The sequence below is a fragment of the Pseudomonas sp. PME37.24/006 genome, assembly GCF_055556635.1.
The window spans coordinates 674,628-699,812 of record NZ_JBVHNL010000004.1; the positions used below are offsets into that span (position 1 = coordinate 674,628).

At 63.3% G+C, this 25,185-nt stretch carries 21 protein-coding genes and 1 pseudogene; 16 read left to right on the top strand and 6 right to left on the bottom strand.

Going from position 1 to position 25,185, the window contains the following annotated elements; translation table 11 throughout:
- Positions 1 to 342: 342 nt before the first annotated feature.
- The 3 genes from ACZ3GY_RS19220 to ACZ3GY_RS19230 all read left to right on the top strand — a co-directional run bounded on the left by ACZ3GY_RS19220 (position 343) and on the right by ACZ3GY_RS19230 (position 4,356).
- Entirely contained in the window at positions 343 to 1,350 is a 1,008-nt protein-coding gene (locus ACZ3GY_RS19220; RefSeq protein ID WP_465911609.1) for an ABC transporter substrate-binding protein, read from the top strand.
- Between the two features lie 150 nt (positions 1,351 to 1,500).
- Complete coding sequence (locus tag ACZ3GY_RS19225) at positions 1,501 to 2,544, top strand: LLM class flavin-dependent oxidoreductase (protein ID WP_465911610.1); 1,044 nt, start codon at positions 1,501 to 1,503, stop codon at positions 2,542 to 2,544.
- Positions 2,545 to 2,961: 417 nt separating this feature from the next.
- Positions 2,962 to 4,356, top strand: coding sequence for a purine-cytosine permease family protein (locus tag ACZ3GY_RS19230; protein WP_465911611.1), 1,395 nt, complete (start codon positions 2,962 to 2,964; stop codon positions 4,354 to 4,356).
- Positions 4,357 to 4,461: 105 nt separating this feature from the next.
- Here ACZ3GY_RS19230 and ACZ3GY_RS19235 read toward each other — a convergent pair whose 3' ends face one another.
- A complete protein-coding gene (locus ACZ3GY_RS19235; protein ID WP_465911612.1) occupies positions 4,462 to 5,085 on the bottom strand; it encodes a LuxR C-terminal-related transcriptional regulator in 624 nt (207 codons plus the stop codon).
- A 205-nt stretch (positions 5,086 to 5,290) separates the two neighbouring features.
- Between ACZ3GY_RS19235 and ACZ3GY_RS19240 the strand changes: the two genes are divergently transcribed.
- The 9 genes and pseudogenes from ACZ3GY_RS19240 to ACZ3GY_RS19280 all read left to right on the top strand — a co-directional run bounded on the left by ACZ3GY_RS19240 (position 5,291) and on the right by ACZ3GY_RS19280 (position 15,603).
- Entirely contained in the window at positions 5,291 to 5,818 is a 528-nt protein-coding gene (locus ACZ3GY_RS19240) for a dimethylamine monooxygenase subunit DmmA family protein (protein WP_465911613.1), read from the top strand.
- Positions 5,815 to 6,741, top strand: coding sequence for a PDR/VanB family oxidoreductase (locus ACZ3GY_RS19245; RefSeq protein ID WP_463562903.1), 927 nt, complete (start codon positions 5,815 to 5,817; stop codon positions 6,739 to 6,741). Before ACZ3GY_RS19240 ends, ACZ3GY_RS19245 begins: the two co-directional genes overlap by 4 nt.
- Before the next feature lie 15 nt (positions 6,742 to 6,756).
- Positions 6,757 to 7,773, top strand: coding sequence for a heme-dependent oxidative N-demethylase family protein (locus tag ACZ3GY_RS19250; RefSeq protein WP_465911614.1), 1,017 nt, complete (start codon positions 6,757 to 6,759; stop codon positions 7,771 to 7,773).
- A gap of 26 nt (positions 7,774 to 7,799) precedes the next feature.
- Positions 7,800 to 8,930, top strand: a complete 1,131-nt coding sequence (locus ACZ3GY_RS19255; RefSeq protein WP_465911615.1) for an aminomethyl transferase family protein — start codon at positions 7,800 to 7,802, stop codon at positions 8,928 to 8,930.
- Between the two features lie 79 nt (positions 8,931 to 9,009).
- Positions 9,010 to 10,383 (top strand): trimethylamine monooxygenase, encoded by a 1,374-nt coding sequence (locus ACZ3GY_RS19260; RefSeq protein ID WP_465911616.1) that lies wholly within the window; start codon positions 9,010 to 9,012, stop codon positions 10,381 to 10,383.
- A 9-nt stretch (positions 10,384 to 10,392) separates the two neighbouring features.
- Positions 10,393 to 12,738: a trimethylamine N-oxide demethylase gene (locus ACZ3GY_RS19265; protein WP_465911617.1), complete on the top strand. Its 2,346-nt coding sequence runs from the start codon at positions 10,393 to 10,395 to the stop codon at positions 12,736 to 12,738.
- A 461-nt stretch (positions 12,739 to 13,199) separates the two neighbouring features.
- Positions 13,200 to 13,743 (top strand): annotated as a pseudogene (locus ACZ3GY_RS19270) (methyl-accepting chemotaxis protein); the annotation flags it as partial.
- 261 nt (positions 13,744 to 14,004) lie between these two features.
- A complete protein-coding gene (locus tag ACZ3GY_RS19275; RefSeq protein ID WP_465911618.1) occupies positions 14,005 to 15,375 on the top strand; it encodes an ammonium transporter in 1,371 nt (456 codons plus the stop codon).
- A 48-nt stretch (positions 15,376 to 15,423) separates the two neighbouring features.
- Entirely contained in the window at positions 15,424 to 15,603 is a 180-nt protein-coding gene (locus tag ACZ3GY_RS19280) for a hypothetical protein (RefSeq protein ID WP_042553459.1), read from the top strand.
- 340 nt (positions 15,604 to 15,943) lie between these two features.
- Here the strand turns inward: ACZ3GY_RS19280 and ACZ3GY_RS19285 are convergent, their stop codons facing one another.
- From ACZ3GY_RS19285 to glnT, 5 genes are all read right to left on the bottom strand, one after another.
- Entirely contained in the window at positions 15,944 to 16,279 is a 336-nt protein-coding gene (locus ACZ3GY_RS19285; RefSeq protein ID WP_225836600.1) for a DMT family transporter, read from the bottom strand.
- Positions 16,280 to 16,344: 65 nt separating this feature from the next.
- Entirely contained in the window at positions 16,345 to 17,667 is a 1,323-nt protein-coding gene (locus ACZ3GY_RS19290) for an FMN-binding glutamate synthase family protein (RefSeq protein WP_465911619.1), read from the bottom strand.
- A 15-nt stretch (positions 17,668 to 17,682) separates the two neighbouring features.
- Complete coding sequence (locus ACZ3GY_RS19295) at positions 17,683 to 18,366, bottom strand: protein glxC (protein ID WP_465911620.1); 684 nt, start codon at positions 18,364 to 18,366, stop codon at positions 17,683 to 17,685.
- On the bottom strand, positions 18,363 to 19,277 hold the full coding sequence (locus ACZ3GY_RS19300) for a class II glutamine amidotransferase (RefSeq protein WP_465911621.1): 915 nt from the start codon (positions 19,275 to 19,277) through the stop codon (positions 18,363 to 18,365). Before ACZ3GY_RS19300 ends, ACZ3GY_RS19295 begins: the two co-directional genes overlap by 4 nt.
- 72 nt (positions 19,278 to 19,349) lie before the next feature.
- Entirely contained in the window at positions 19,350 to 20,684 is a 1,335-nt protein-coding gene (gene glnT / locus ACZ3GY_RS19305; RefSeq protein WP_225839565.1) for a type III glutamate--ammonia ligase, read from the bottom strand.
- 245 nt (positions 20,685 to 20,929) lie between these two features.
- On the opposite strand from glnT, the gene ACZ3GY_RS19310 reads away from it, so the two are divergent.
- The 4 genes from ACZ3GY_RS19310 to ACZ3GY_RS19325 all read left to right on the top strand — a co-directional run bounded on the left by ACZ3GY_RS19310 (position 20,930) and on the right by ACZ3GY_RS19325 (position 25,179).
- The gene (locus tag ACZ3GY_RS19310; protein WP_225836608.1) at positions 20,930 to 21,529 is read left to right on the top strand and encodes a helix-turn-helix domain-containing protein; all 600 of its coding nucleotides are present in this window, start codon (positions 20,930 to 20,932) and stop codon (positions 21,527 to 21,529) included.
- 667 nt (positions 21,530 to 22,196) lie between these two features.
- Complete coding sequence (gene purU / locus ACZ3GY_RS19315; protein ID WP_225836610.1) at positions 22,197 to 23,063, top strand: formyltetrahydrofolate deformylase; 867 nt, start codon at positions 22,197 to 22,199, stop codon at positions 23,061 to 23,063.
- Complete coding sequence (gene folD, locus ACZ3GY_RS19320; RefSeq protein WP_465911622.1) at positions 23,060 to 23,938, top strand: bifunctional methylenetetrahydrofolate dehydrogenase/methenyltetrahydrofolate cyclohydrolase FolD; 879 nt, start codon at positions 23,060 to 23,062, stop codon at positions 23,936 to 23,938. The genes purU and folD overlap by 4 nt, the downstream gene beginning before the upstream one ends.
- The gene (locus tag ACZ3GY_RS19325) at positions 23,938 to 25,179 is read left to right on the top strand and encodes an FAD-dependent oxidoreductase (protein ID WP_463562913.1); all 1,242 of its coding nucleotides are present in this window, start codon (positions 23,938 to 23,940) and stop codon (positions 25,177 to 25,179) included. The genes folD and ACZ3GY_RS19325 overlap by 1 nt, the downstream gene beginning before the upstream one ends.
- Positions 25,180 to 25,185 lie beyond the last annotated feature (6 nt).

Sequence of the window (25,185 nt, forward strand, 5' to 3'; positions counted from 1 at the left end):
CCGTTCGTTGTGGGGCGCCAATTGGCGGGCTGAAGCCCACCAAATCGAACGTCCGCTATCGCCTTACACCGGCCTGCAGAAAGCTTTGGCTAGCGCTCTGCCAAGATGATCAGAGCGAAGCGTAACGCTCCCTCCCGCAAATAGTGGTACTGCACTTCCCAGTCGCCTTGATTCTCCCCCTCGCGAGCTTGACGCGACGCTCTAGCACGAGGCCGGCGCGCTGGAGCGCATCTTGCTAGACGATATTACGGCATACCGTCTGCCGTTGTAGCGCGTGCTTCTCTGCTCAGCAGAAGACAGCGCGCTTCGTGGCGCTATCGAACACTTCCGGGAGGCAATTCAATGCGTAGCGTAATGGCCAGTCTGTTCTGCCTGTTCACCCTGGCGGCTCACGCCGAGCAGAGCATCACCTTCGTCAGTTGGGGTGGCACCACCCAGGCAGCACAGACCCGCGCCTGGAGCGAACCCTTCACCCAGCAGACCGGCATTCGTGTCGAGCAGGCCGGGCCCACTGACTATGCCGCCTTCAAGGCCATGGTGGAGAGTGGCCAGGTCACCTGGGACGTGGTCGATGTGGAGGCGGATTTCGCCCTGCGTGCTGGCCGGGAAGGGCTGCTCGAGCCTCTGGATTTCAAGCAAATCGCCAAGCGCACCATCGACCCGCGCTTCGTCACCATCTACGGCGCCGGCTCGTTCTACTTTTCCTTCATCCTCGGCTACAACACTCAGGCCCTGCGCGAGGCGCCGCAGAATTGGGCGGCGCTGTTCGACACCGGCACTTTTCCGGGCAAACGCGCGCTCTACAAGTGGCCGAGCCCAGGTGTGCTGGAGATCGCCCTGCTCGCCGATGGGGTGAATCCCTCGCAGTTGTATCCGCTGGATCTGGATCGCGCCTTCAGGAAGCTCGACAGCATCAAGGGCGCTATCGCCTGGTGGGGCAGCGGTGACGAATCACAGCAGTTGCTCGCCTCCGGCACCGCCAGCCTGGGCATGTTCTGGAACGGCCGGGTCAATGCGCTGCACGATCAGGGAGCACCGGTGGGCATGAGCTGGCAGCAGAACCTGGTGGCCGGCGACTTTCTGGTGATACCCCGTGGCTCGCGCAATGTTGCGGCAGCGCGCACCTTCATCGCCCATGCCACCAGCCCGAAACCCCAGGCCGACTTTTCCTCGCTGACCGGTTATGCGCCGGTCAACCTCGGCGCCTCGGCACTGGTGGATCCCAAACTGGCGGAGAAACAGCCCGGCGCCCACAAAACCGGGCAGATCACGCTGGATTTCAAATACTGGAGCCTCAACGGCGAGCGGATCGCGCAACGCTGGAGCGCCTGGCAGGCAGCCAGTCACTGACGCTTTTCGATAACACTGGTCGGCGGGTACTCGCCAAAGTATTTTATATTATGGTATACCATGAACCATAAGCCTCGTGATCCTGCACGGCGGCCAGTCCCGACAGCGCTTCAAGCGCACCGGGCTTTATAAAAAATCGAGGAAAGCGACATGAAATTTTCTTTGTTCGTCCACATGGAACGCTACGACCAGGAAGTCGGCCACCGTGAGCTCTTCGATCAGTTGACCGAGCTGACCCAGCTGGCCGAGGCCGGTGGTTTCAGCACCGTGTGGGTTGGCGAGCACCACGCCATGGAATACACCATTTCGCCAAGCCCGATGCCGATCCTGGCCTACCTGGCTGCCCGCACCAGCACTATCCGCCTCGGCGCCGGCACCATCATCGCGCCGTTCTGGAACCCGATCCGCGTGGCAGGTGAATGCGCCCTGCTCGACGTGATCAGCAACGGCCGCATGGAAGTCGGTCTGGCCCGCGGTGCCTATCAGTACGAATTTGATCGCATGGCCGGCGGCATGCCCGCCAGTGATGGCGGCAAGTACCTGCGCGAGATGGTGCCGGTGGTCAAGGCGCTGTGGAAAGGCGATTACGCCCACGACGGCGAGATCTGGAAATTCCCCACCAGCACCTCGTCGCCCAAGCCGCTGCAGCAACCGCTGCCGCCGATATGGATCGCCGCCCGCGACCCGGACTCGCACAACTTCGCGGTGGCCAACGGCTGCAACGTGATGGTCACGCCATTGATGAAGGGCGACGAGGAAGTGGTCGACCTGAACAACAAGTTCAATGCCGCCCTGGCCAACAACCCGGACGTGCCACGCCCACAGCTGATGGTGCTGCGCCACACCCACGTGCATCTGGCAGACGACCCCGAGGGCTGGAAGGTCGGCGCTGCGGCGATCTCGCGCTTCTACCGCACTTTCGATGCCTGGTTCGGTAACAAGACCACCCCGGTTGACGGTCTGCTGGAGCCGAGCCCCGAGGAGAAATTCAAGGAGCGTCCGGAGTTCGAGCTGGAGAACATCCGCAAGAACACCATGATCGGCACGCCCGAAGAAATCATCGCTCGCATCCGTCACTACCAGGAACTGGGCGTCGACGAATTCAGCTTCTGGGCCGACAACAGCCTGCCCTACGCCGAGAAGAAAAAGTCCCTGGAGCTGTTCATCCAGCACGTGGTGCCAGCCTTCCGCTGAGCCCCGCAACCGCTGCCCCGGCCATGCCGGGCAGCGGCCTTCGCCCTTGCGGCGAGACGCAAAACCCTATCCGAATAAAGACAAGAAGTAGGTTTTCCCATGGTGTCCCGCACAGCCCTGCTGCTCTACCCCTGCCCGTTCTCCCCCGTCTGCGGGCTCTCCCGCGACAGGCGCAGCTGACCCGCTCAGCCGCCACCCCTCACGCATCTAACAGGCAGTTGAAAAACGTAGGCGAGGCAGCCGACGCGAGGCGAAAACAGCCGAAAAAGCGGAGTGTACGAGTTGTACATGAGCATTTTGAGGCTGTTTTCAACGACGCAGCGGCAACGTAGCTAGTTTTTCAACAGCCTGCTAAACCGGCCAGCCCCGCTCACGCGATGCTGCATGCCGTCGCAACTTTGCGCAGGAGAACCGTCCATGTCTCAGCAAGAGCTCGTTGAAAGCAACAGCGTCGGCCAGGTCGCCGATGCCGATCGTCACGGCCGCGTCCGTGATCTGTTCACCCTCTGGTTCAGCACCAATATCGCGCCGCTGCCCATCGTCACCGGTGCCATGGCCGTGCAGGTGTTCCATCTCAGCCTTGGCTGGGCGATCTGCGCCATTCTGGTCGGCCACCTGCTCGGCGGAATCGTGCTCGGCCTGGCTTCGGCCCAGGGTCCGCAAATGGGCCTGCCGCAGATGCTGCAGAGCCGCGGCCAGTTCGGCCGTTACGGCGCCTTGCTGGTGGTGGTGATCGCCGCAGTCCTGTACATCGGTTTCTTCATTTCCAACTGCGTGCTGGCCGGCAAGTCGATCCACACCGTGGTACCGGATCTGCCGCTGCCTGCCGCCGTGCTGATCGGTGCCTGCGCCGCGACGCTGATCGGCATCCTCGGCTACAACTTCATCCACACCCTCAACCGTATTGGTACCTGGGTGATGGGCATCGGCCTGCTCGCCGGTTTCATCGCGCTGTTCGCCAACGGCCTGCCGGCGGACTTCGCCAGCCGTGGCGGCTTCAACCTCGCCGGCTGGCTGGCGATGGCCTCGCTGGGCGCCATCTGGCAGATCTCCTTCGCGCCCTACACCTCGGACTACTCGCGCTACCTGCCGAAAAGCGTGGGTATCTGGAAACCCTTCATCGCCACCTATACCGGTGCCGTTCTCGGTACCTCGCTGTGCTTCGTGTTCGGCACCCTGGTGGCGCTGTCGGTGAGCGCGGGCACCGACACCATGGACGCGGTCAAGCAGAGCACCGGCGCATTCGGCCCATTGCTCATGGTGCTGTTCATCCTCAGCATCATCAGCCACAACGCCCTGAATCTGTACGGTGCGGTGTTGGCGCTGATCACCTCGGTACAGACCTTCGCCGCCGACTGGGCGCCCAGCCGTCAAGCCAGGGTGGCGCTCTCGGCGATTTTGCTGGTGGCCTGCTGCGTGGTTGCGGTCAGTGCGCCTGCGGACTTCATCTCGCGCTTCATGCAGCTGATCCTGGCGATGATGATCGTGCTGGTACCCTGGGCGGTGATCAATCTCGCCGACTTCTACCTGGTGCAGAAACAGCGCTACCACATCCCTTCACTGTTCGACGCCAATGGAGGCATCTACGGGCGCTTCAACCCCAACGCGGTGAGCGCCTATGCAGTGGGCATCCTGGTGCAACTGCCGTTCGCGGTCACGCCGATCTACACCGGCCCGATGGCCAGCAAGCTGGATGGCGCCGACCTGTCCTGGCTGGTAGCGATCATCGTCACCCTGCCGCTGTACCTGCTGCTGTCGCGCCGTGACACGGTGTACCGGCGCAAGCAGATATCCACCTTGTCGCGGGCCTGACGCTTGCGGCTAAGTCAGGCTACTGGGCTGGTCCGGGAAAACAGATAGCTGATGAGAAAGCCCCCGCCCTTGTGCGGGGGCCTTTCGTTTAGGGTCAACGGTAATTCAGCCCGCCACCTCGAAGATCGCACCTTCCACACCCAGCACCTCGCCACTGGCGGAATACACGCCAACGCCTGTCTCACAGACTTCCTTGATTCGTCCATCGGCGCAGCAGATGCGGTAACGCAGGTGAAAGGGCTCGTGCTTGAGCAACGCGCATTGCACGCAGTACCAAACGTAATCGGCGTACTCGGCGAGGATCAGTGAGCCGAAGCTGTGAGCAGGATCGCGGGTCAGGTATTCGGCGCAGTAGCCGGTCAGTTGCAGGCAGCCTTCGCTGACGTAATCCATGTACCAGGTGCGGGCGTTATCGCCGCGATAGATCAGCACCGGCAGATCGTTGATCAACCCTGCGACACCCGCCGGCCCGACGGCGGTCTGGGTACTGGCCGAGGCCTTGCCGGTGTGTCGATGCACCCAGCTGGCCAGTTCCAGACGCGAGTGCAGGTGAAATTTGCGCAGCAGGCTGCGCACGTAGATTTTCACCGTGCCGTCGCTGATGCCCAGCTCGCGGGCGATCTGCTTGTTGCTGTTGCCCGCAGCGATCAACTGCAGGGTCTGCTCCTCACGTTCGGTCAGCGCATTCGACGCTGCCACGGGAGCCGGGGCGAAACCGGCTGCACGCATGCACTCCTCCCCGTCTTCTGCGGTGATTGGACGAATCACCACAGCAACTTCCATGCCTCGCCGGGCCGCACTACCCCTTTTGGCATATCTCCTCTGGTGGATTGAGCGAACAAGCGTGACAGGAAATTATCTTGCCTACAGAGAAACACCAAGCCTGCACCAACTTATGACCTGATCGCTTCAATCCAGAGCAACAAGGATCGCCATGACCCGCACAGCCGAGCTGCCCCCCTTCAGCGTGCCGCGATACCCCAGCGGCGATCCCGCCCAACGGGTGACCTTTCAGGTACTGGTCACCCAGGACGCCGGTCAGCAACGGCAGGCGCAAGTGCTGGCCCGCATCGACGCCAGCGAACTTCGCCACCTGGCGCTGCCGCAATACGCCAACGAAACCGCGCTGGGCGAGGCACTGGGCACGCTGTTGAACGAAGCCCGCATCGGGGTGCACCTCGAGCTGAACGGCGACGAAGCCTTCATCTGGTCGCTGCACGGTGTGGCACGGGCGGCCGGCCTGCTGGCCGACGAGATCACCCTGCACTGCAGCGAAAGCGGCCGACGCATGCTGTTCTGCGTACATTGCGCCAGCCTGCAGGTGGGCACATCCGCCGATCTGCAAGCCTGCAGCCACTGCGCTGTACTGCTGGAAGTGCGCCGGCATTTCTCCGAGCGCCTGGGCGCCTACCTTGGTGTCTGCGCGGATGCCGACCAGCCCTATGCGCAGGCCCGACCATGACCGCCTTCGAGGTGCGGGTCGGTGAGACCCGGATGATCACCCCGGTGATCCGCGAGCTGTCGCTCCAGCCCTTGAGTGGCACGCTGCCGGCGTTCTCCGCTGGCAGCCACGTGCAGGTGCACCTGCCGAACGGCAAGCGCAACGCCTACTCGCTGCTCAGCGACCCGAGCGACACCAGCCACTACCGGATCGCCGTGCGCCAGCAGGCGCAATCACGCGGCGGCTCGCGCTACGTGCACGAACAGTTGCAGACAGGCGATCGGTTGCGGATCTCGCCGCCGGCCAACCTCTTTGCGTTACACAGCACGGCGCGCCTGCACGTGCTGATCGCCGCCGGTATCGGCATCACTCCGTTCCTTGCCTACAGCACCGAACTGCTGCGCCGAGGCGACGCTTTCGAGCTGCATTACGCCTACCGCGCAGGGGTCAACGATGCCTACGTCGAGACCCTGCGCGAGCGGCTGGGCGAGCGCCTGCATGTCTACGAAAGCAGCAACCGACGTCTCGACCTGGGCCAGTTGCTAAGCCATCGCCCACTCGGCACTCACGTCTATGCCTGTGGCCCGCAATCACTGCTCGATGCCCTGCGCGAACAAAGCCTGGCCCTCGGCTGGCCAGCGACGCGGGTGCACTGGGAGGCCTTCGCCACCCCGGAGCCGGGCGTGCCCTTCCTTGTAGAGCTGGCACGCAGTGGCCGTCAGGTGGCGGTCGGCGCCGAGCAAAGCCTGCTCGAAGCCCTGGAGTGCGCGGGTGTGGAGCTGCCCAACCTGTGTCGCGGTGGCGTCTGCGGCCAGTGCCAGACGCCCTACCTGAAAGGCGACGTGGAACACCGCGACCTGTTTCTTGCCGCCGCCGAGCGTGCCACCAGCCTGATGCCCTGCGTCTCGCGTGGCTGCGGCAGCCCGATCCTGCTGGATATCTGATACCGGAGACGTGCCATGCCCCTGATCTTCAAACCGGCAGAAACCTACCGGGACGACTTCAGCTTCCGCAACAGCCCGGCCGCTATTGCCCGGTTCCCATTTCCGTTCCCGGAAGACGCCTATATGTACTCGGTGAACATCGAGCCAGCGGTGTCGCGCGATCCGGGCTCGGTGTTCGAGCACTGCTTCGATGTGGACGAACACTACCTGTCGGAGATGGCCGAGCGCGCCCGCGTTCTGGAGCGTGACCCCGAGCGCTGCCTGGTGATGCCGCACATGGCCCAGGCCGCCTGGGATCTGCTGGAAATGCTGATGCAGCAGCTGGCCGGCGACTATCCGCAGCACTTTCAACTTGAGCGCAACGGCACCGCCTGGCGCTGGCAGAACCTGGCCATGGGCATCGATCAGCACTTCACCTTTGGCGATGCCGACAGCCTGCCGTGCGAGCCGCTGGAGTACATCACCCGGCAGATGCAGGGCGATTTCGCCGTGCTCGACCAGCGTGACGACGACCTGTTCATGGACGCCGGCATGGTCACCTGCCCGGCCGACTGGTCGCTACGCTTCGACGCCGGCATGAGCTTCAAACAGTGGCACTCGCCCGTACCGATGGCCAACCAGATGGGCATCTTCGAACGCGCCCTGAAGTTTCTGCTGAACATTCAGGTCGGCCACCCGGTGCGCCGACTGAACTGGACGCTGACCATCAACCCGCGCCTGGACACCTCGCCGGAGACCTTTCACGAATGGGGCAGCGACCGCGGCTCGGTCACCCCGGACAACGTCGGCCGCCTGGTGCACCTGCGCGTGGAGCTGCAGCTGATGGCCCGCCTACCGCGCTCCAACGCCGTGCTGTTCAGCATTCGCACCTACCTGATCAGCATGGAAGAACTGGTCAGCAATCCGGCCTGGGCGCGCCGCCTGCACCGCGTGCTGCGCGACCTGCCAGATGCCATCGCCGACTACAAAGGCATGACCCGCTACCGCCAGACCCTGGTGGACTGGCTGCGCCAGTTCGACTCCGAAGCCTGACCCGATCACTACACGAGGATTTTCCCATGGCCAACTCATGGCGCATCAGCGCCCTGCGCGAACGCCACCTGGCGCTTGGTTCGAACCTGGAAGACTGGAACGGCATGGGCACCGCCTGGACCTATGCCAGCGATCTGGCCGACCATCATGAGGCGATCCGCACCCGCGCCGGGCTGATGGACGTCTCGGGCCTGAAGAAGGTGCACTACGTCGGCCCCCACGCCGAAAGCCTGCTCGACTACGCCACCACCCGCGACATGGCCAAGCTCTATCCCGGCAAATCGGTGTACGCCTGCCTGCTCGACGAGGACGGCACCTTCATCGACGACTGCATCGTCTATCGCACCGGCCCCAACGCCTTCATGGTGGTGCACGGGGCCGGCACTGGCTACGAGATGCTGATCCGCTCGGCACAGGGTCGCCAGGTCGCGGTACTGTTCGACGACGACCTCCACGACCTGTCCCTGCAAGGCCCGGCAGCCGTGGATTTTCTCGCCGAGCACGTACCCGGCATCCGCGAGCTGCCCTACTTCCATCACCTGCAGACCCGGCTGTTCGACCGCCCGGTGATGATCTCGCGCACCGGCTACACCGGCGAGCGCGGTTACGAGATCTTCTGCAAGGCCGCCGATGCGCCGCTGATCTGGGACGGCATCCTGGAACAGGGCCGGGACCACGGCATCATCCCCTGCGCCTTCACCGCCCTGGACTGGCTGCGCGTGGAGAGCTACCTGCTGTTCTTCCCCTATGACAACTCGCAGATGTACCCCTTCGCCGACCAGAAGGCTGGCGACACGCTGTGGGAGCTGGGCCTGGACTTCACCGTGTCGCCCGGCAAGCGCGACTTCCGGGGTGCCGCCGAGCACTACCGGCGCCAGGGCCAGGAACGCTTCAGGATCTTCGGTGTGCTGCTCAATGGCGAGCAAGCCGCCGAGGGTGGCGACAGCCTCTGGCACGAAGGGCGTCAGGTCGGCCTGATCACCTGCGCCATGTACTCACGCCTGAGCGGACGCTCCATGGCCATCGCCCGGGTCGAACCCGATATCGCCGAACAAGGCGTACCGCTGCAGGTGCGCGGCAGCCTGGAGGTCAGCGCCATCGCCCATACGCTGCCCTTCGACGACCCCGAGAAGAAGAAACGTACCGCCAAGGGCTGATAAACCCGCGCCGGCTCGCTCCCAGGCGTTGCAGGGGAGCGCCGAGCATCGCGACGCCTCGCCAACCGGAGAACCGAACATGAACCAACGAGTCGCCATCATCGGCGCCGGCCCGTGCGGCCTGGCCCAGTTGCGAGCCTTCCAGTCCGCCCAGGCCGATGGTGCGGAGATTCCCGAACTGGTCTGCTTCGAGAAGCAGACCGACTGGGGCGGCATGTGGAACTACACCTGGCGCACGGGCCTGGACGAACACGGTGAGCCGGTGCACGGCAGCATGTACCGCTATCTCTGGTCGAACGGGCCGAAGGAATGTCTGGAGTTCGCCGACTACAGCTTCGACGAGCATTTCGGCCGACCCATGGGCTCCTACCCACCCCGTGAGGTGCTCTGGGATTACATCAAGGGCCGCGTCGAGAAAGCCGGCGTGCGGCCTTACATCCGCTTCGATACCGCGGTGCGCGACGTCACCTTCGACGCGGCCAGCGAGCTGTTCACGGTCACCGCCCACGATCACCTGCATGACCGCACCTACAGCGAAACCTTCAACTACGTGGTGGTCGCCAGCGGCCACTTTTCCACACCCAACGTGCCTGACTTTCCCGGTTTCGAGCGCTTCGCCGGGCGCGTGTTGCACGCCCACGACTTTCGCGACGCCCTGGAATTCAAGAGTAAGGACGTGCTCATCGTCGGCGCCAGCTATTCGGCCGAAGACATCGGCTCGCAGTGCTACAAGTACGGTGCCCGCTCCATCACCAGCAGCTACCGCAGCGCACCGATGGGCTACAAATGGCCGGCCAACTGGGAGGAGCGCCCCTTGCTCAGCCACGTGCAGGGTAGCACCGCGTTCTTCGTCGACGGCAGTTGCAAGCACATCGACGCCATCATCCTGTGCACCGGCTACAAGCACCACTTCCCTTTCCTGCCGGAAGCGCTGCGCCTGAAAACAGGCAATCGCCTGTGGCCGCTGAACCTCTACAAGGGTGTGTGCTGGGAGCAGAACCCGCGGCTGATCTACCTCGGCATGCAGGATCAGTGGTACAGCTTCAACATGTTCGACGCCCAGGCCTGGTACGCCCGCGACGTGATTCTCGGGCGCATCGCGCTGCCCGACCCCGAGCGCATGCACGCCGAGAACCTGGCCTGGCGCCAAGAAGAGGAGACGCTGGAAACCGCCCAGCAGATGTTCGAATTCCAGGGCGAATACATCCGCCAGCTGATCGCCACAACCGACTACCCGAGCTTCGACATCGCCGAGGTCAACGCCACCTTCCTGCAGTGGAAGAAAGACAAGTACGACAACATCATGGGCTACCGCGACAAGTGCTATCGCTCGCTGATCACCGGCACCCTGGCCACACCGCATCACACGCCCTGGCTGGAGGCACTGGACGACTCGCTGGATACCTATCTGAGCGACACGCCGCCGGCCGACCGCCTGAAGTCCGCCAGCTGAGGCGCTGCCATGAACCTGCCTGTGACAAGCCGCCCACTGGAGCCGGCGCTGTTCGCCCGCGCCGCCGATCTGGAACGCCACCGCGTAGCCCCTGGCGGGCTGACCGTGTTCGCGCTGGAGCCGGGTGATCGCCTGGAGGTGATCGACCTCGAGGGCGATCAGCCTGCCGAGCTACTGGCCTTCGCCGAGGATGGCCGCGAAGCGCTGGCGGCACTGGGCCTGCAAGCCAGCGCTGGTGCCGATGCCATCGCCCGCCTGCTGCACGATGGCAGCCGCGAGTCGATTCACGTCAGCAACGGGCTTACCCGCCGTGGTGTGGACTGTCGCCGCCTGCCGGCCGCCGCCCGGCTGTGGCCCGCCGCCACACCCGCAGGCTTCAGCCGCCAACTGCTGGCCAACGCTGCGCTGTGCGTGATCGTCGCCGCCCCTGGTGGGCGTAGCGCAGTGGACAGCCAGCAGCGCGCCAGTGAACTGCGTGTGCTGCTGCACCGTGCCAACCCGCGCAGGCTTTGGGTGCCGACACTTCCCGTGCCGCTGGGCGAATTGATCGACGAGTTCACCATCCACCCCGGCAGCGCGCGCGACTACCTCGTCGCAGCCGGGCAGTTCGTCCAGGTGATCGACGTGGCCGGGCGCCAGTGTTCGGATTTCGTCGCCTTCGACCGCGCCGGCCTGGATACCGGACGCGAGATCGACCTCGACCCCACCGTCACCCGTACCCTGAACGGCAACGCCTACCCGGGGCCGGGCCTGTTCAGCCGCTTCTACGACCGCAACATGCAACCCATGCTGGAGGTGGTGCGCGATACCGTCGGCCGCCACGATACCTTCGCCCTGGCCTGTGCGGCACGCTACTACGAGGCGCACGGCTACTTCGGCCACGCCAACTGCAGCGACAACATCAGCCGCGCCATGGCCGCTCACGGCGTACACCCGCGCGCCGGCTGGCCGGCGATCAACTTCTTCTACAACACCGCCATCGACGCGCACCAGCACCTGACGCTGGACGAACCCTGGTCGCGCCCTGGCGATTACGTCCTGCTCAAGGCGCTGACCGATCTGGTCTGCGCCAGCAGTTCCTGCCCGGACGACATCGACCCCGCCAATGGCTGGCAGCCCACCGATATCCACATCCGCGTGTATTCCGAGAAGGAGCGTTTCAGTCTCGCCATGGCCACTCGAAAAACAGCAGATGCCGATCCGGTGCTGACCCGCGAAAGCGGCTTTCACGCCGGCACCTCGGCCCTCACCCGGCAGTTCGCCGACTACCGGGGCTTCTGGACACCGACCCGCTTCGACGGCTACGGCGCCACCGAGGAATACCACGGCTGCCGCGAACGCGTAGCGGTGATGGATCTCTCCGCGCTGCGCAAATTCGAGGTGCTCGGCCCCGACGCCGAAGCACTGCTCGACCACTGCCTGACCCGCGACGTGCGCAAGCTGGCGGTCGGCCAGGTGGTGTATTCGGCGATGTGCTTCGAGCACGGCGGCATGCTCGACGACGGCACCCTGCTGCGCCTCGGTGCCGATGCGTTTCGCTGGATCGGTGGCGAGGACTACGCCGGCATCTGGCTGCGTGAACAGGCCGCAAAACTGGGCATGAAGGTGTGGATAAAGAGCGCCTCCGAGCAGATCCACAACGTCGCCGTGCAGGGCCCGCTGAGCCGCCAACTGCTCGCGCAGATGATCTGGACGCCAGGCACCCAGCCAACGCTGGAGGAGCTGGGCTGGTTCCGCTTTCTGGTCGGCCGTCTGGATGACTACAACGGCCCACCCGTGATGGTGTCGCGCACCGGCTATACCGGCGAGCTGGGCTACGAAATCTGGTGCCATCCGCACGATGCGCTACAGGTGTGGCAACGCGTGTGGCAGCTCGGCGAACCCCTGGGCCTGGTACCCCTCGGTCTCGAAGCGCTGGACATGCTGCGTATCGAGGCGGGGCTGATCTTTGCCGGCTACGAATTCGACGACCAGACGGATCCGTTCGAGGCCGGCATTGGCTTCTGTGTGCCACTCAAGAGCAAGGCGGCGGACTTCATCGGCCGCGATGCCCTATCAAGGCGCAACGCAGCCCCCCGCCACAAGCTGGTCGGCCTGCAGCTGGAAGGCAACGAAACCGCGGCCCACGGCGATGGCGTATACAGCGGCCGGGCCCGTGTCGGCGTGATCACCAGTGCCACGCGCTCACCGGTACTGGGCCGCAACATCGCCCTGTGTCGCCTGGATGTCGGCTACTGCGAGCCCGGTACCGCCGTCGAGATAGGCAAGCTCGACGGCCAGCAGAAGCGCATCCGCGCCGAGGTCAGCGCCAGCACTGTCGCCTACGACCCGGACAAGAGCAGGGTGCGGGCCTAACCGAACCGGTTGTGGAAAGAGAATTGCTTGGTGATGGCCATTCGATCTCACGGAGGTGGCCCATGTGGTTCAGCAATGCATCCCGAAACCTGGCCGATGAACTCAGCCAGTGGCTCAACCGCCTGTTCGACGGCCAGCCCGGCGCGGCCGCCGCACAACCGCATCTGCAGCGCGACGCCCGACTGCTCAGCAGCCTGCAACGGCTGCAGCGCGACTGGGACGAGTTGCAACGCATCCGCCAGCAGGCCGAATGCCAGGCGCCGCCACCCTGCAGTGCAGAAGAGTACGCCGCACTCCGCGAAGACCTCGCCGAGGCCCGGGCGCAGATCGGCGCACTCATCCACGAACGTGACCACAGCCAGCAGCGCCTGCACGAGCTGGAGGCCGAGCGCGCCCATTGGGACGAAGAACGCCAGGTCTGGGAACTGACCAAACGCACCCTGACCGAAGGCAGCTGGGCGATGAACGTGGTGGCCGGCGACCCTGACCACCCGCAGAACCTGATTCGCTGGTCAGAGCAGTTCCGCGAGCTGATCGGCTACAGCGCCCAGGAATTTCCCGATGGCTGGGACAGCTATTTCAAGGTGGTCAACGCCGATGACCTGAAACAGGTCATGCAGGCCTTCAATGCCTCGATGGTCGACACCGGCGGTGATGGCTTCTACGCCGTCGAATACCGCATGCGTCACAAGACCCGTGGCGAGGTCTGGTACCGCGAACGCGGCCGCTGCCTGCGCAACGCCCAGGGTCAGTTGCTGTATGTCACCGGCGCTGTGCGCGAGATCAGCGACGAGAAAACCGCCGCCACGCTGCACCAGCGCGAACAGGCCAACATCCAGGCCACCTACACGCAGATCGCTCAGGTCGCCGGGGGGATTCGCAGCATTGCCGAGCAGACCAACCTGCTAGCGCTCAACGCCGCCATCGAAGCGGCACGGGCTGGCGATCAGGGGCGCGGCTTCGCCGTGGTCGCCGATGAAGTGCGCAATCTGGCGCGACGAACGCAGGACTCGGTGCAGCAGATCCAGGGCATGTTGCAGAAGGAACGCTCGGGCGAACCATCTTCAGGCGAGGGCTACTGATCGTGAGCAAAAAAAGGGCACTGCAACCCCTTCTACGCCGCAGACAGCAAGGGCTGGAGCCCTTTAGGACTGGCACACTCATTGCTTTCCCAATAAGAACATTTGTTTATCCGCAATAAAATACTTTCGACTCGACCTGCCTGCGCACCACTTATTCCAATAAACCGCTTTCGAGGATTCAGTGATGGAAGAACAGAAGACACCGCCTACGCTCGAAGAGCTGCAGGCCCTGATTGAAATGACCAACACGCTGAACATGGAAATGTTCTATTGGTGGTGTACCGCACTGATGATCTGCATCCACGCAGGTTTTCTGTCTTACGAGATCGGCGCCTCGCGCCTGAAGAACGCCCTGGCGGCGGGCGTTAAGAACATCCTCGCCTTCGGCTTCATCGTGCCCAGCGTGTTCCTGCTCGGCTGGGCCGTTTATAACGCCTTCCCCGATGGCCTGGTGCCGCGTATGGACGCCCTGATGGCCGGCATGCCGTGGAGTCAAGCCATGGGCCCGAACATCCAGGACAACGCCACCGGCATTTTCTGGGGCGCCTTCGCGCTGTTCGCCGCCACCACCGGCTCGATCCTCTCGGGAGCGATCATCGAGCGTGCGCGGATGAGCGCATTCATCATCATGACCATCGTGCTCGGCGGCTTTCTCTGGCTGCTCGCCGCCGCGTGGGGCTGGCACCCAGAAGGCTGGCTGACCGTACTGTGGGGCTACCATGACGTCGGCGCGGCAGGTGTGGTGCACATGGTCGCGGGCTTCTTCGCCCTTGGCGTGCTGATCAACCTCGGGGCACGCATCGGCCGCTTCAACCCGGACGGCAGCGCCAATGCCATCGTCGGCCACAGCATGCCGATGTGCGTGGTCGGCCTGATGCTGATCATCGTCGGCTTCTTCGGCTTCCTCGGCGGCTGCATCATCTACAACTCCGGCGCTCAGTGGACCAACATCTATGGCCAACCGACCAACCTCTCCGCCTTCTCCTTCAACACCCTGATGGGCTTCGCTGGCGGCCTGATCGGCGCCTACCTGACCACCCGCGAACCCTACTGGATGATGTCCGGTGGCCTGGTCGGCATCATCTCGGTAGCACCCGGCCTGGATCTCTACCACCCCGGGCTGGCCTACCTGATCGGCATGGGCGTTTCGGCCCTGGCACCACTGGTCAACAACCTGCTGCTCAAGTTCAAGCTGGACGATGCCGTCGGCGCGTTCGCCGTGCATGGCTTCGGCGGTTTCGCCGGCCTGCTGATCAGCGGCATCTTCCTGGCCGGTTACCCGAACGTGAACGGTATGCCGGAGATCAGTTTCTTCGGCCAGCTCGGCGGCGCACTGGTGATGGCAGCGCTGGGCTTCTTCCCCGGCTACGGCATCTCCTACGCCCTCAAGAAGGCCGGCATCCTGCGCGTTCCGGCGCATGCCGAAGAGCGTGGCCTCGACCTGACCGAAGTGCCGGCCCAAGCCTATCCGGAGTGGAGCAGCATGTACGGGCAGAGCACCACGGTGGGTGGCAACTCCGCACAGCCGCCTCTGACTGCCGCCCCGGCCAAATGACCCCTGGCCGGCCGCGAGGGCGGCCGGCTCATCTCAAGGAGTATCGCCATGAGTATCACCACCTACGAAGGTGCCAGCGCTGTATTCACCTTCGCCGACAAGCCCGCCATCCTGATCTTCATCAGTTTTCTGGTGGCTGCCGTCAGCCTCTACGCCCTGATCGCGACGATCATTCACGAGAAGCACAGCTACGCGCTGCCTGATGAAGAACTCGACAAGCTGAAATAACCCTTCGACCGGCGGCAACCGCCGCCGGTCATCCCCCAGCCCCTCCACTCTTTCGAAGCCACCGCTCGCGAGTTATCCGCAGCGAGCAGCTTGACGGCGCATCGCCTTCACACAACGAACGTCCTCTCGATGACGGCATCTGCCTGACCAGCCGCAGGGCTATGGCGGCCGACCAAGCGCCTTAGCGTCAACCAGGCAGTCGGTGACCGACAGGGGTGCAGCAGTGCATCAGGAGAATGTGCGAGATCTGATCATTGGTCGCAGACAAAGGCTGACGCATACCAGGAACGGCATGCCTTACAGGAGAAACTGCAGCCGTTGCGATTAGCCAGGCCTGCCTTCAGCTCACCGGGCTGAACAGCTTCAGGCCAGCCACCCCACAGATGATCAGCACCAGGCAAACGAGTCGCGCCAGCGTGGCGGGTTCGTTGAGGTAGACGATGCCGTAGATTGCCGTGCCGACCGCACCGATGCCGACCCATACGGCATAGGCAGTGCCCATCGGCAAGTAGCGGGCCGCAAGCGCCAGCAGGTACATGCTCAGGGCGATGAAGAAGATGCAGTAAAGGCTCGGCCAAAGCCGCGTGAAGCCCTGCGTACGAGGAATGGCAGAGGCGTACATCACTTCGCAGATGCCGGCGGCGAGCAGTGTCATCCAGGCCCAGGATGCAGTCATTTGAACTCCTTCAGGTGCACAAAAGCCGGCTTCTCTGCTTGAGAAAAGCCGGCTGATGGGTGTGATCAGTAACCCTGCCCAGGCACCCAGTTGGTGCCGGCCAGCGGTACCCGTGCCATGGCTGCAGACTCCACGGTCAGCGCCACCAGATCTTCTGGATCAAGGTTGTGCAGGTGCGACTTGCCGCAGGCGCGGGCCATGGTCTGCGCTTCCAGCACCAGTACACGCAAGTAGTTTGCCAAGCGTCGACCACCTTCGACCGGGTCGAGGCGTTTGGACAGCTCCGGGTCTTGGGTGGTGATACCGGCCGGATCGCGACCATTCTGCCAATCGTCGTAGAAACCGGCGGCTGAACCGATCCTCTTCAGCTCCTCGTCCAGGCGCGGGTGGTTGTCGCCCAACGCGATCAGTGCAGCAGTTCCAATAGCCACGGCATCGGCGCCCAGCGCCATGGCCTTGGCCACGTCGGCGCCGTTGCGGATGCCACCGGAGACGATCAGCTGAACCTTGCGGTGCATGCCCATTTCCTGCAGCGCCTGCACGGCTTGCGGAATGGCCGGCAGAATCGGGATACCAACGTGCTCGATGAACACTTCCTGAGTCGCTGCGGTGCCCCCCTGCATACCGTCGAGGACGATCACGTCAGCACCGGCCTTCACCGCCAGCTTGACGTCGTAATACGGGCGGCTGGCGCCGATCTTCACGTAGATGGGTTTTTCCCAGTCGGTGATTTCGCGCAGTTCGGCGATCTTGATCGCCAGGTCGTCCGGCCCCGTCCAGTCCGGGTGGCGACAGGCGCTGCGCTGATCCACGCCAATTGGCAGGGTACGCATGCCGGCGACTCGCTCGGTGACCTTCATGCCGAGCAGCATGCCACCGCCGCCAGGCTTGGCCCCCTGGCCGAGGACGATCTCGATGGCGTCGGCCTTGCGCAGGTCGTCGGGGTTCATGCCGTAGCGTGACGGCAGGTACTGATAGACCAGATGCTGGGACTGACCGCGCTCTTCAGGCGTCATGCCACCGTCGCCCGTGGTGGTGCTGGTACCCGCGATACTGGCGCCACGGCCCAGGGCTTCCTTGGCATTGGCCGACAGGGCGCCGAAGCTCATGCCGGCGATGGTTACCGGGATCTTCAGGTGCAGCGGCTTCTTGGCGAAACGGTTGCCGAGGATGACGTCGGTACCGCATTTCTCGCGGTAGCCTTCAAGGGGATAACGCGACACGCTGGCGCCGAGCAGCAGCAGGTCGTCGAAGTGCGGCAGCTTGCGCTTGGTGCCACCACCGCGGATGTCATAGATACCGGTCTCGGCGGCGCGCTGGATTTCCTGGATGGTCAGGCGATCGAAGGTGGCCGACTCGCGCAGAACGGGAGGTTGCTTGTCACTCATGATGATGCTCCTGAATCAGTACGCGCTGGCGTTATCGACTTTGAAGTTGTACAGCTGGCGAGCCGAGCCGTAGCGTTTGAAATCGGCAGCGTTCTCCTTGAAGCCGGCGCGATTGAGCAGCGCCTGCAGCTCCTCGATATGTTCGGCGCGCATTTCTTTTTCGATGCAGTCGGAACCCAGCGACTCGACACTGCCTTTGACGAAGATCTTCGTCTCATAGAGCGAATCGCCCAGCGCATCACCGGCGTCGCCACAGACCACCAGCCTGCCGGCCTGGCCCATGAAGCAGCTCATGTGGCCAATGCTGCCGCCGACCACGATGTCGATGCCTTTCATGGAGATGCCGCATCGTGCGCCGGCATCGCCCTCGATCACCAGCAGGCCGCCATGAGCGGTGGCACCAGCAGCCTGGGAGGCGCTGCCCTTGACGCGCACATAGCCGCTCATCATGTTCTCGGCGCAGCCCACGCCGACGTTGCCGTGCACGGTGACCGAGGCCTTCTGGTTCATGCCCGCGCAGTAGTAGCCGGCATGCCCCTGAATATCGATGGAGATGGCTTCGTTGACGCCAACCGCCAGGTTATGGGCGCCGTTGGGGTGGGCCACGACCCACTCGCGATCGCTGACCGCCTTGGCCTGGTCATGCAGCGCCTGGTTGAGGTCACGCACGCTGGCGCTGGAAAGATCGATGGTTTTCATGCTGCGTGCTCCTTCTTGCGTTCCCAGATGTACAGGGTGGCGGGAACGGGCTCCCAGACCCTGGCCTTGTCGATACCCGGCAGGCTGGACAGCGCCTGGTATTCGGAGGCCATGGCGACGTAGTCATCGGTCTCGGCGAGGATCGCCGGCTTGCAGGCGATCGGGTCGCGGATCACCGCAAAGCCGTTGCGGGTGCCAATGGCGAAGGTGAAGAAGCCGTCGAGGGCCTCCAGTGAGTTGTCCAGAGCCTGTTTCAGGGAGTCGCCCTGCTGCAGACGCCAGGCCAGGTAACCGGCAGCGACCTCGGTGTCGTTCTCGGTTTCGAAATGAATGCCTTCGCGGCGCAGTTCCTGACGCAGACGGAAGTGGTTGGACAGCGAGCCGTTATGCACCAGGCACAGGTCGACACCGGTCGAGAACGGGTGGCTGCCCTCCATGGTCACGGCACTTTCGGTAGCCATGCGGGTGTGGCCGATGATGTGGCTGCCCTTCATCGAGGCCAGGCCGAAGCGCGCGGAAATCTCTCTGGGCAAGCCCATGCCCTTGAGAATTTCGATGCTCTGCCCGGCACTCATGATGCGCACGCCCGGCGCCAGTTCGACCAGTGCGGCACGTACCACGGGCTCTTCGGCCTTGATTTTCAGAACCATGGCGCTGGCGTTCTGAAACCAGTCCAGCTCGGCACCGAGCTTTGCCTTCACGGCGCTCACCAGGGCGGTGAAGTCGTAGCCCTCCGTGGTGGCCTGCAGGGTCAGCTTGACCCAGCCATCGGCGACTTCATCGCCATAGATGGCGAAGCCGGCGCTGTCCGGGCCGCGGTCGGTCATGGCCTCGAGCATCGGTTCGAACAGCTTGCCGAGCTGCGATTCCAGCTGCGGATTTTTCAGGTAAAGCCCCACGATTCCACACATAGCTAAAAACTCCTGGGCAGAAGGCGCCCTACCCACGGGCGGGCGCCGGAAACGGTTGAAGAGACGGTCGGGTCAGAAGAATTCGGTGTAGCGCTTGATCTCCCAGTCGGAGACGTGGCGGCTGTATTCCACCCACTCCATGCGCTTGAGCTTGATGAACTCACCGACGATCTCCTTGCCCATGACCTCGGCAAACAGCGGGTCGGCCTCCAGCGCGTCGCAGGCTTCCTTGAGCGACTGCGGCAGGGTCTTGATGCCTTTCGCGGCAATCGCTTCGAGGCCCAGTGCGTAGAGGTTTTCGTTGCAGATCTGATCGGGCATCAGTTGCCGGTCGATACCGTCCAGCCCAGCGGCGATGATCGCGGCGCTGACCAGGTACGGATTGCAGCCGGCGTCCGGCAGGCGGAACTCCAGGCGGCCGTAGGGCACACGCACCATCGCCGAGCGATTGTTGGCGCCAAAGGCGATGAAGGCTGGAGCCCAGGTGGCACCGGACAACGAGTTGCCGACCACCAGACGTTTGTAGGAATTCACCGTCGGCGCGGCGAAGGCGCACAGCGCCGGCCCGTGAGCCAGCAAGCCGGCGGCGAAGTGATACGCGAGTTTCGACAGACCCATGCCGTTCTTGTCGCTGGCATCGAAGAACAGGTTCTTGCTCTCGGCACTGGCGATGGAAAGGTGGAAGTGCATGCCGTTGCCAGCACGCTTCGGATCCGGCTTGGGCATGAACGAGCAGATCATGCCCAGATCGTTGGCGATTTCGCCGGCCGCCATGCGGAAGAAGGTGAAGCGGTCAGCCGACTCCATGGCGTCGCTGTAGGTGTAATTGATCTCGAACTGGCCGTTGGCGTCTTCGTGGTCGATCTGATAGATGTCGAAGCCGACCGGCTGCAGCGCTTCCGTCAGCTTTTCCAGAAACTCGCGAGAGCGCGACAAGCCTTTGTAGTCGTAGCATGGCTTGTCGAGGTTATCGCTGGCGTCGACCAACTGCAGGGTGCCGTTGGCGTCACGGCGCATCAGGTTGAATTCGGGCTCCAGGCCGGTATTGAGCGTCCAGCCGCGCGCCTTGAGACGCTCCACCTGCTGCTGCAAGACATAACGGCTGTCGTACGGCCAAGGCTCGCCATCGACGTGCCCGATGCACACCACCCGGCCGTAACCCGGCTGCCACGGCACGGGAATCAAGGTCGACAGATCGCCTTTGGCCATGAAGTCCGGGCCATGGGGCTCCATACCCATGCCGCAGATGGCGAAGCCAGCGAACCCTGCCCCAGCTTCCGCCACCGCTTCGAGGCCCGACACCGGCACCGACTTGGTCTTGGCCGAGCCATGGATATCCACGAACTGGGCAAGCACATACTTGATCGCGTGTTTCTCGATGACCCGCTGGGTTTCGCTTGGCAACATCATGTGCCTCCTGTCGACTCGATGATTATTCCGATTAGGAAATTAACTTTCCCAATAAGAATGCAATCAACTTGCCAATTTTCAGCACAACGCATGCGAGCCAGCTGCCGCGCGGGTTTTCTTCTATCCGCAGAGGAAAAATGCTTTCATAGCAGGAATCTCACACCGCCCGGCGTGCACCGTTGCGAAGCAGCCTGATCATTCCTGGTGCGAATTTATTATTCATAATTAGAAAATGGCCTCGCATGAGCAAACCGACAGATATCCCACCCCGCCTGAAACTAGAGCAATACCTGGGCATGCAGATTCGCCGTCAGCGCCAGGCTCAGGAACTGAAGATCGCCGAAGTCGCGCGCATCGCCGGTATCAGCCAGGGCATGCTCAGCAAGATCGAGAACGCTCAGGTATCCACCAGCCTCGATACCCTGAGCCGACTGTGCGATGTGCTGGGCATGCCGATGTCCAAGCTGTTCAGCCAATACGATCAGCAAGGTAGCGGTGCGCTGCTGGTGAAGTCCGAAGAAGGCCTGGAAGTGGTGCGCCGCGGTACCGAGAAGGGTCACACCTATCACCTGCTGAACCATACCCGCGGGCCGAAGAAGAGCTTCGAGGCCTATATGGTCAGCATGGACGATGCCAGCGAGGAATTTCCCACCTTCTCTCATCCAGGCACCGAGTTCCTGCACCTGCTCGAAGGTGAACTGGTCTATCGCCACGGCAACCAGCTCTACGCCATGCAGGCCGGCGACAGCCTGACCTTCGACGCTGAAGTCCCCCACGGCCCGGAACAGCTGGTGCAGGTTCCGATCCGCCTGCTGTCGATCATGAACTACGGCAAGGAGTGAAGGCCGAGTTCATTCGGCGGCTATAAGCGGAAGCGGACGGTCGCGATCTCGTGGGAGTGGCTTTAGCCGCGAGCTCTTTACGCCTAGCTAGGCAAGATCGAGGCTAAAGCCTCTCCCACATAAGCAATCAACAAACGGCTGCTTCCGCCTCGAAGCTGCCTTCAGGCGTAGGGTGGACGTCGCTTCATCCGTCCACCACATTACGATCGCAATGGTGGACAAAAAGAGCGTTGTCCACCCTACGCACTTGATAAAAAGCTCGCGGCTAAAGCCCCTCCTACAAGTTACGCGAACGGCCGCTTCTACCTTAAACAGCCCACGTCGCACTCAACGCCCTTCTTCCAGCGCGCCTTCCAGGTCGAACAGAGCTGGATGGCTGGTGGCGCATCCCTCCTTCCGTTTTCTCGCCTCAGAGACGAACCCGCGACCTGGCTGCGGACTGGCGCCGGGAACAGCGATGACGTCCTCGCTATTATCCTCGCGACCACATCCTATAAATTCCTGATGGGATAAATAAATTCCCCACAGGCATAGACACGAACAAAGCATTCGCTTATAAAAATCACCATCAAGAAAATTAGATTCGTCACAAGAAAATATTTTCATAGACGAACCACGCATTCACCCATGAAGAATTCCCTGCCGCCGACCCTTCAGAGGATCCGACATGCAGCACGCCCAGAATCAGTACGTGATCAAGATCAGTTGCCCGGCCACGTCGGGCATCGTCGCCGCGGTGGCGTCCTTTCTTGCCGAGCATCAGTGCTACATCAGCGAGATGTCGCAATTCGACGACGAGGTCAGCAGCACCTTCTTCATGCGCGCGGTATTCCGTTTCAACACCGGCGTGACCGATGACCTGGCGAAGATCGAGGAAGGCTTTGCCGCGGTGGCCAGTGCCTTCGAGATGACCTGGGGCCTGTACAGCACCAGCAAGCCCACGCGCGTACTGTTGATGGTCAGTAAGTTCGACCATTGCCTGGCGGACCTGCTCTATCGCCATCAGAAGGGCGAGTTGAACATGGAGATCACCGCCATCGTCTCCAACCACCTCGACCTGCGCCCCATGGCCGAGCGCGAGGGCATCCGCTTCATCTACCTGCCGGTGACCAAGGACACCAAGACCGGGCAGGAAGCCGAGCTGATGAAGATCGTCGATGAAACCGGCACCGACCTGGTGGTGCTGGCGCGCTACATGCAGATTCTTTCCAACAACCTGTGCAAGCAGCTGGCTGGCAGGGCGATCAACATCCATCACTCCTTCCTGCCCGGCTTCAAGGGTGCCAAGCCTTACCACCAGGCGTTCGAGCGCGGCGTGAAGCTGATCGGCGCCACCGCCCACTACGTCACCTCGGACCTCGACGAGGGCCCGATTATCGAGCAGGAAGTGCAGCGCGTGGATCACGCCCTGAGACCTGACGACCTGGTCGCCATTGGCCGCGATACGGAAACGGTGGCGCTGTCGCGAGCGGTGAAATATCACATCGAGCACCGCGTGTTCCTCAATGGCGACCGCACGGTGATCTTCCGATGAGCCCGTTGATCGACGGCAAGGCCGCGGCCGCCCGCGTACTCGCCGACATACAGGCAGAGGTCGAGCAATTGCACGCTCAGGGCATCGAGCCGGCGCTGGCCGTGGTGCTGGTCGGTGACGATCCGGCCAGCCACGTCTACGTGCGCAACAAGGTGCTGCGCGCCGGTGAAGTCGGCATTCGCTCGCTCGAATATCGCCTGCCGGCCGAAGCCAGTGCCGCCGAGGTGCTGGACGTGGTCGGCGCGCTGAATGCCGACCCGGCCGTGCACGGCATCCTGGTGCAGTTGCCGCTGCCCAAACACATCGACGAAGTGCGCGTGCTCGAGGCCATTGACCCCGGCAAGGATGTCGACGGTTTCCATAGCGAGAACGTTGGCGGCCTCAGCCAGGGCCGACCGGTGCTGACACCCTGCACGCCAGCCGGCTGCATGCGCCTGCTGCGTGACACCCTGGGCGATCTTTCCGGCAAACACGCCGTGGTGGTCGGCCGCTCGAACATCGTCGGCAAGCCAATGGCCGCGCTGCTGCTGGCGGCCAACTGCAGCGTCAGCGTGGTGCACTCGCGCAGCATCGAGCCGCAGAAGCTGTGCAGCCAGGCGGACATCGTGATCGCCGCCGTCGGCCGCCCGAGAATGATCGGCGCCAGCTGGATAAAGCCCGGTGCCGTGGTGATCGACGTCGGCATCAACCGCATCGAGGAAGACGGCAGAAGCCGCCTGGTCGGGGATGTGGATTTCGCTGCCGTGCAGCCCATAGCCGCGGCCATCACCCCGGTACCCGGTGGAGTCGGCCCCATGACTATCGCCATGTTGATGCACAACACCGTCCTCGCCGCCCGTCAGCAGACCGGGCAAGCCACTCAGGAGGCTCGCTGATGCCTTTCTCGCTGCTCAAATACGGCCTGTCGTCGGAGTATCCCGTCGAGGTCGACCTGCCCGCACCGAAGGAGCTCAAGTCCTCCTACGACGTGGTCATCATCGGCGCCGGTGGGCATGGCCTGGCCACCGCCTATTACCTGTCCCGGTACCACGGCATCAGCAACATCGCGGTGCTGGAGAAAGGCTACCTGGGGGGCGGCAACACCGCGCGCAACACCGCGGTGATCCGCTCCAACTACCTGACCAGCGAGGGGGTGAAGTTCTATATCGAATCGGTGCGGATGTTCGAAAACCTCTCCAACGAGTTCGACTTCAACATCATGTACTCCGGCCGTGGCCAGCTCACGCTGGCCCACACCGACGCCAGCGTGCGCGCGTTCCGCCAGCGCGCCGAAGTGAACAAGCACTTCGGCGGGCGTACCGAGATGATCGATCGCCAGCAGATCCGCGAGCTGGTGCCGAGCCTGAATCTGGATCCCGGCCATATTCCGGTGCTCGCCGGCCTGTGGCACATCGACGGCGGCACCGCGCGCCACGACGCCGTGGCCTGGGGCTACGCCAAGGGCGCAGCCAAACGTGGGGTGGAAATTCACCAGCTCACCGAGGTACAGGACTTCGTCGTCGAGGGCGGGCGCATTCGCGCGGTGAAGACCAATCGCGGCACCATTCAGTGCGGCTGCGTGGTTCAGGCGGTGGCCGGTACCAGCTCGCTGCTGATGAACAAGCTGAATATCAAGGCGCCTATCCACACCTACCCGCTGCAGGCGATGGTCACCCAGCCGTTCAAGCCATTCCTCGATCCGCTGGTGAGCTCCTCGGCCCTGCATTGCTACGTGCAGCAGACCAGCCGTGGCGAGATCGTCTTTGGCGGAGGTTCCGACCCCTACCCGCTGTACAACAGCCGTTCGACCCTGGATCTCAAGGAAAGCCTGCTGGCCTCGGCAGTCGAGATGTTCCCCTTCATGGCCAACGCCAAGCTGATGCGCCAGTGGGGCGGTATCACCGACATGACCCCGGACTACAGCCCGATCATGGGTCTGTCGCCCATCGACGGTTACTACCTGGATGCCGGCTGGGGCACCTGGGGCTTCAAGGCCACGCCGATCTGCGGCAAGACCATGGCCGAGCTGGTCGCCAGCGGCGGCAAGGTTCCAGAGCTGATCGCGCCGTTCGGCCTGGATCGCTTCAGCCGCTTCCAGCAGGTCAACGAAATGGGCGCCACGGCGGCCAGCCACTGACGGGTT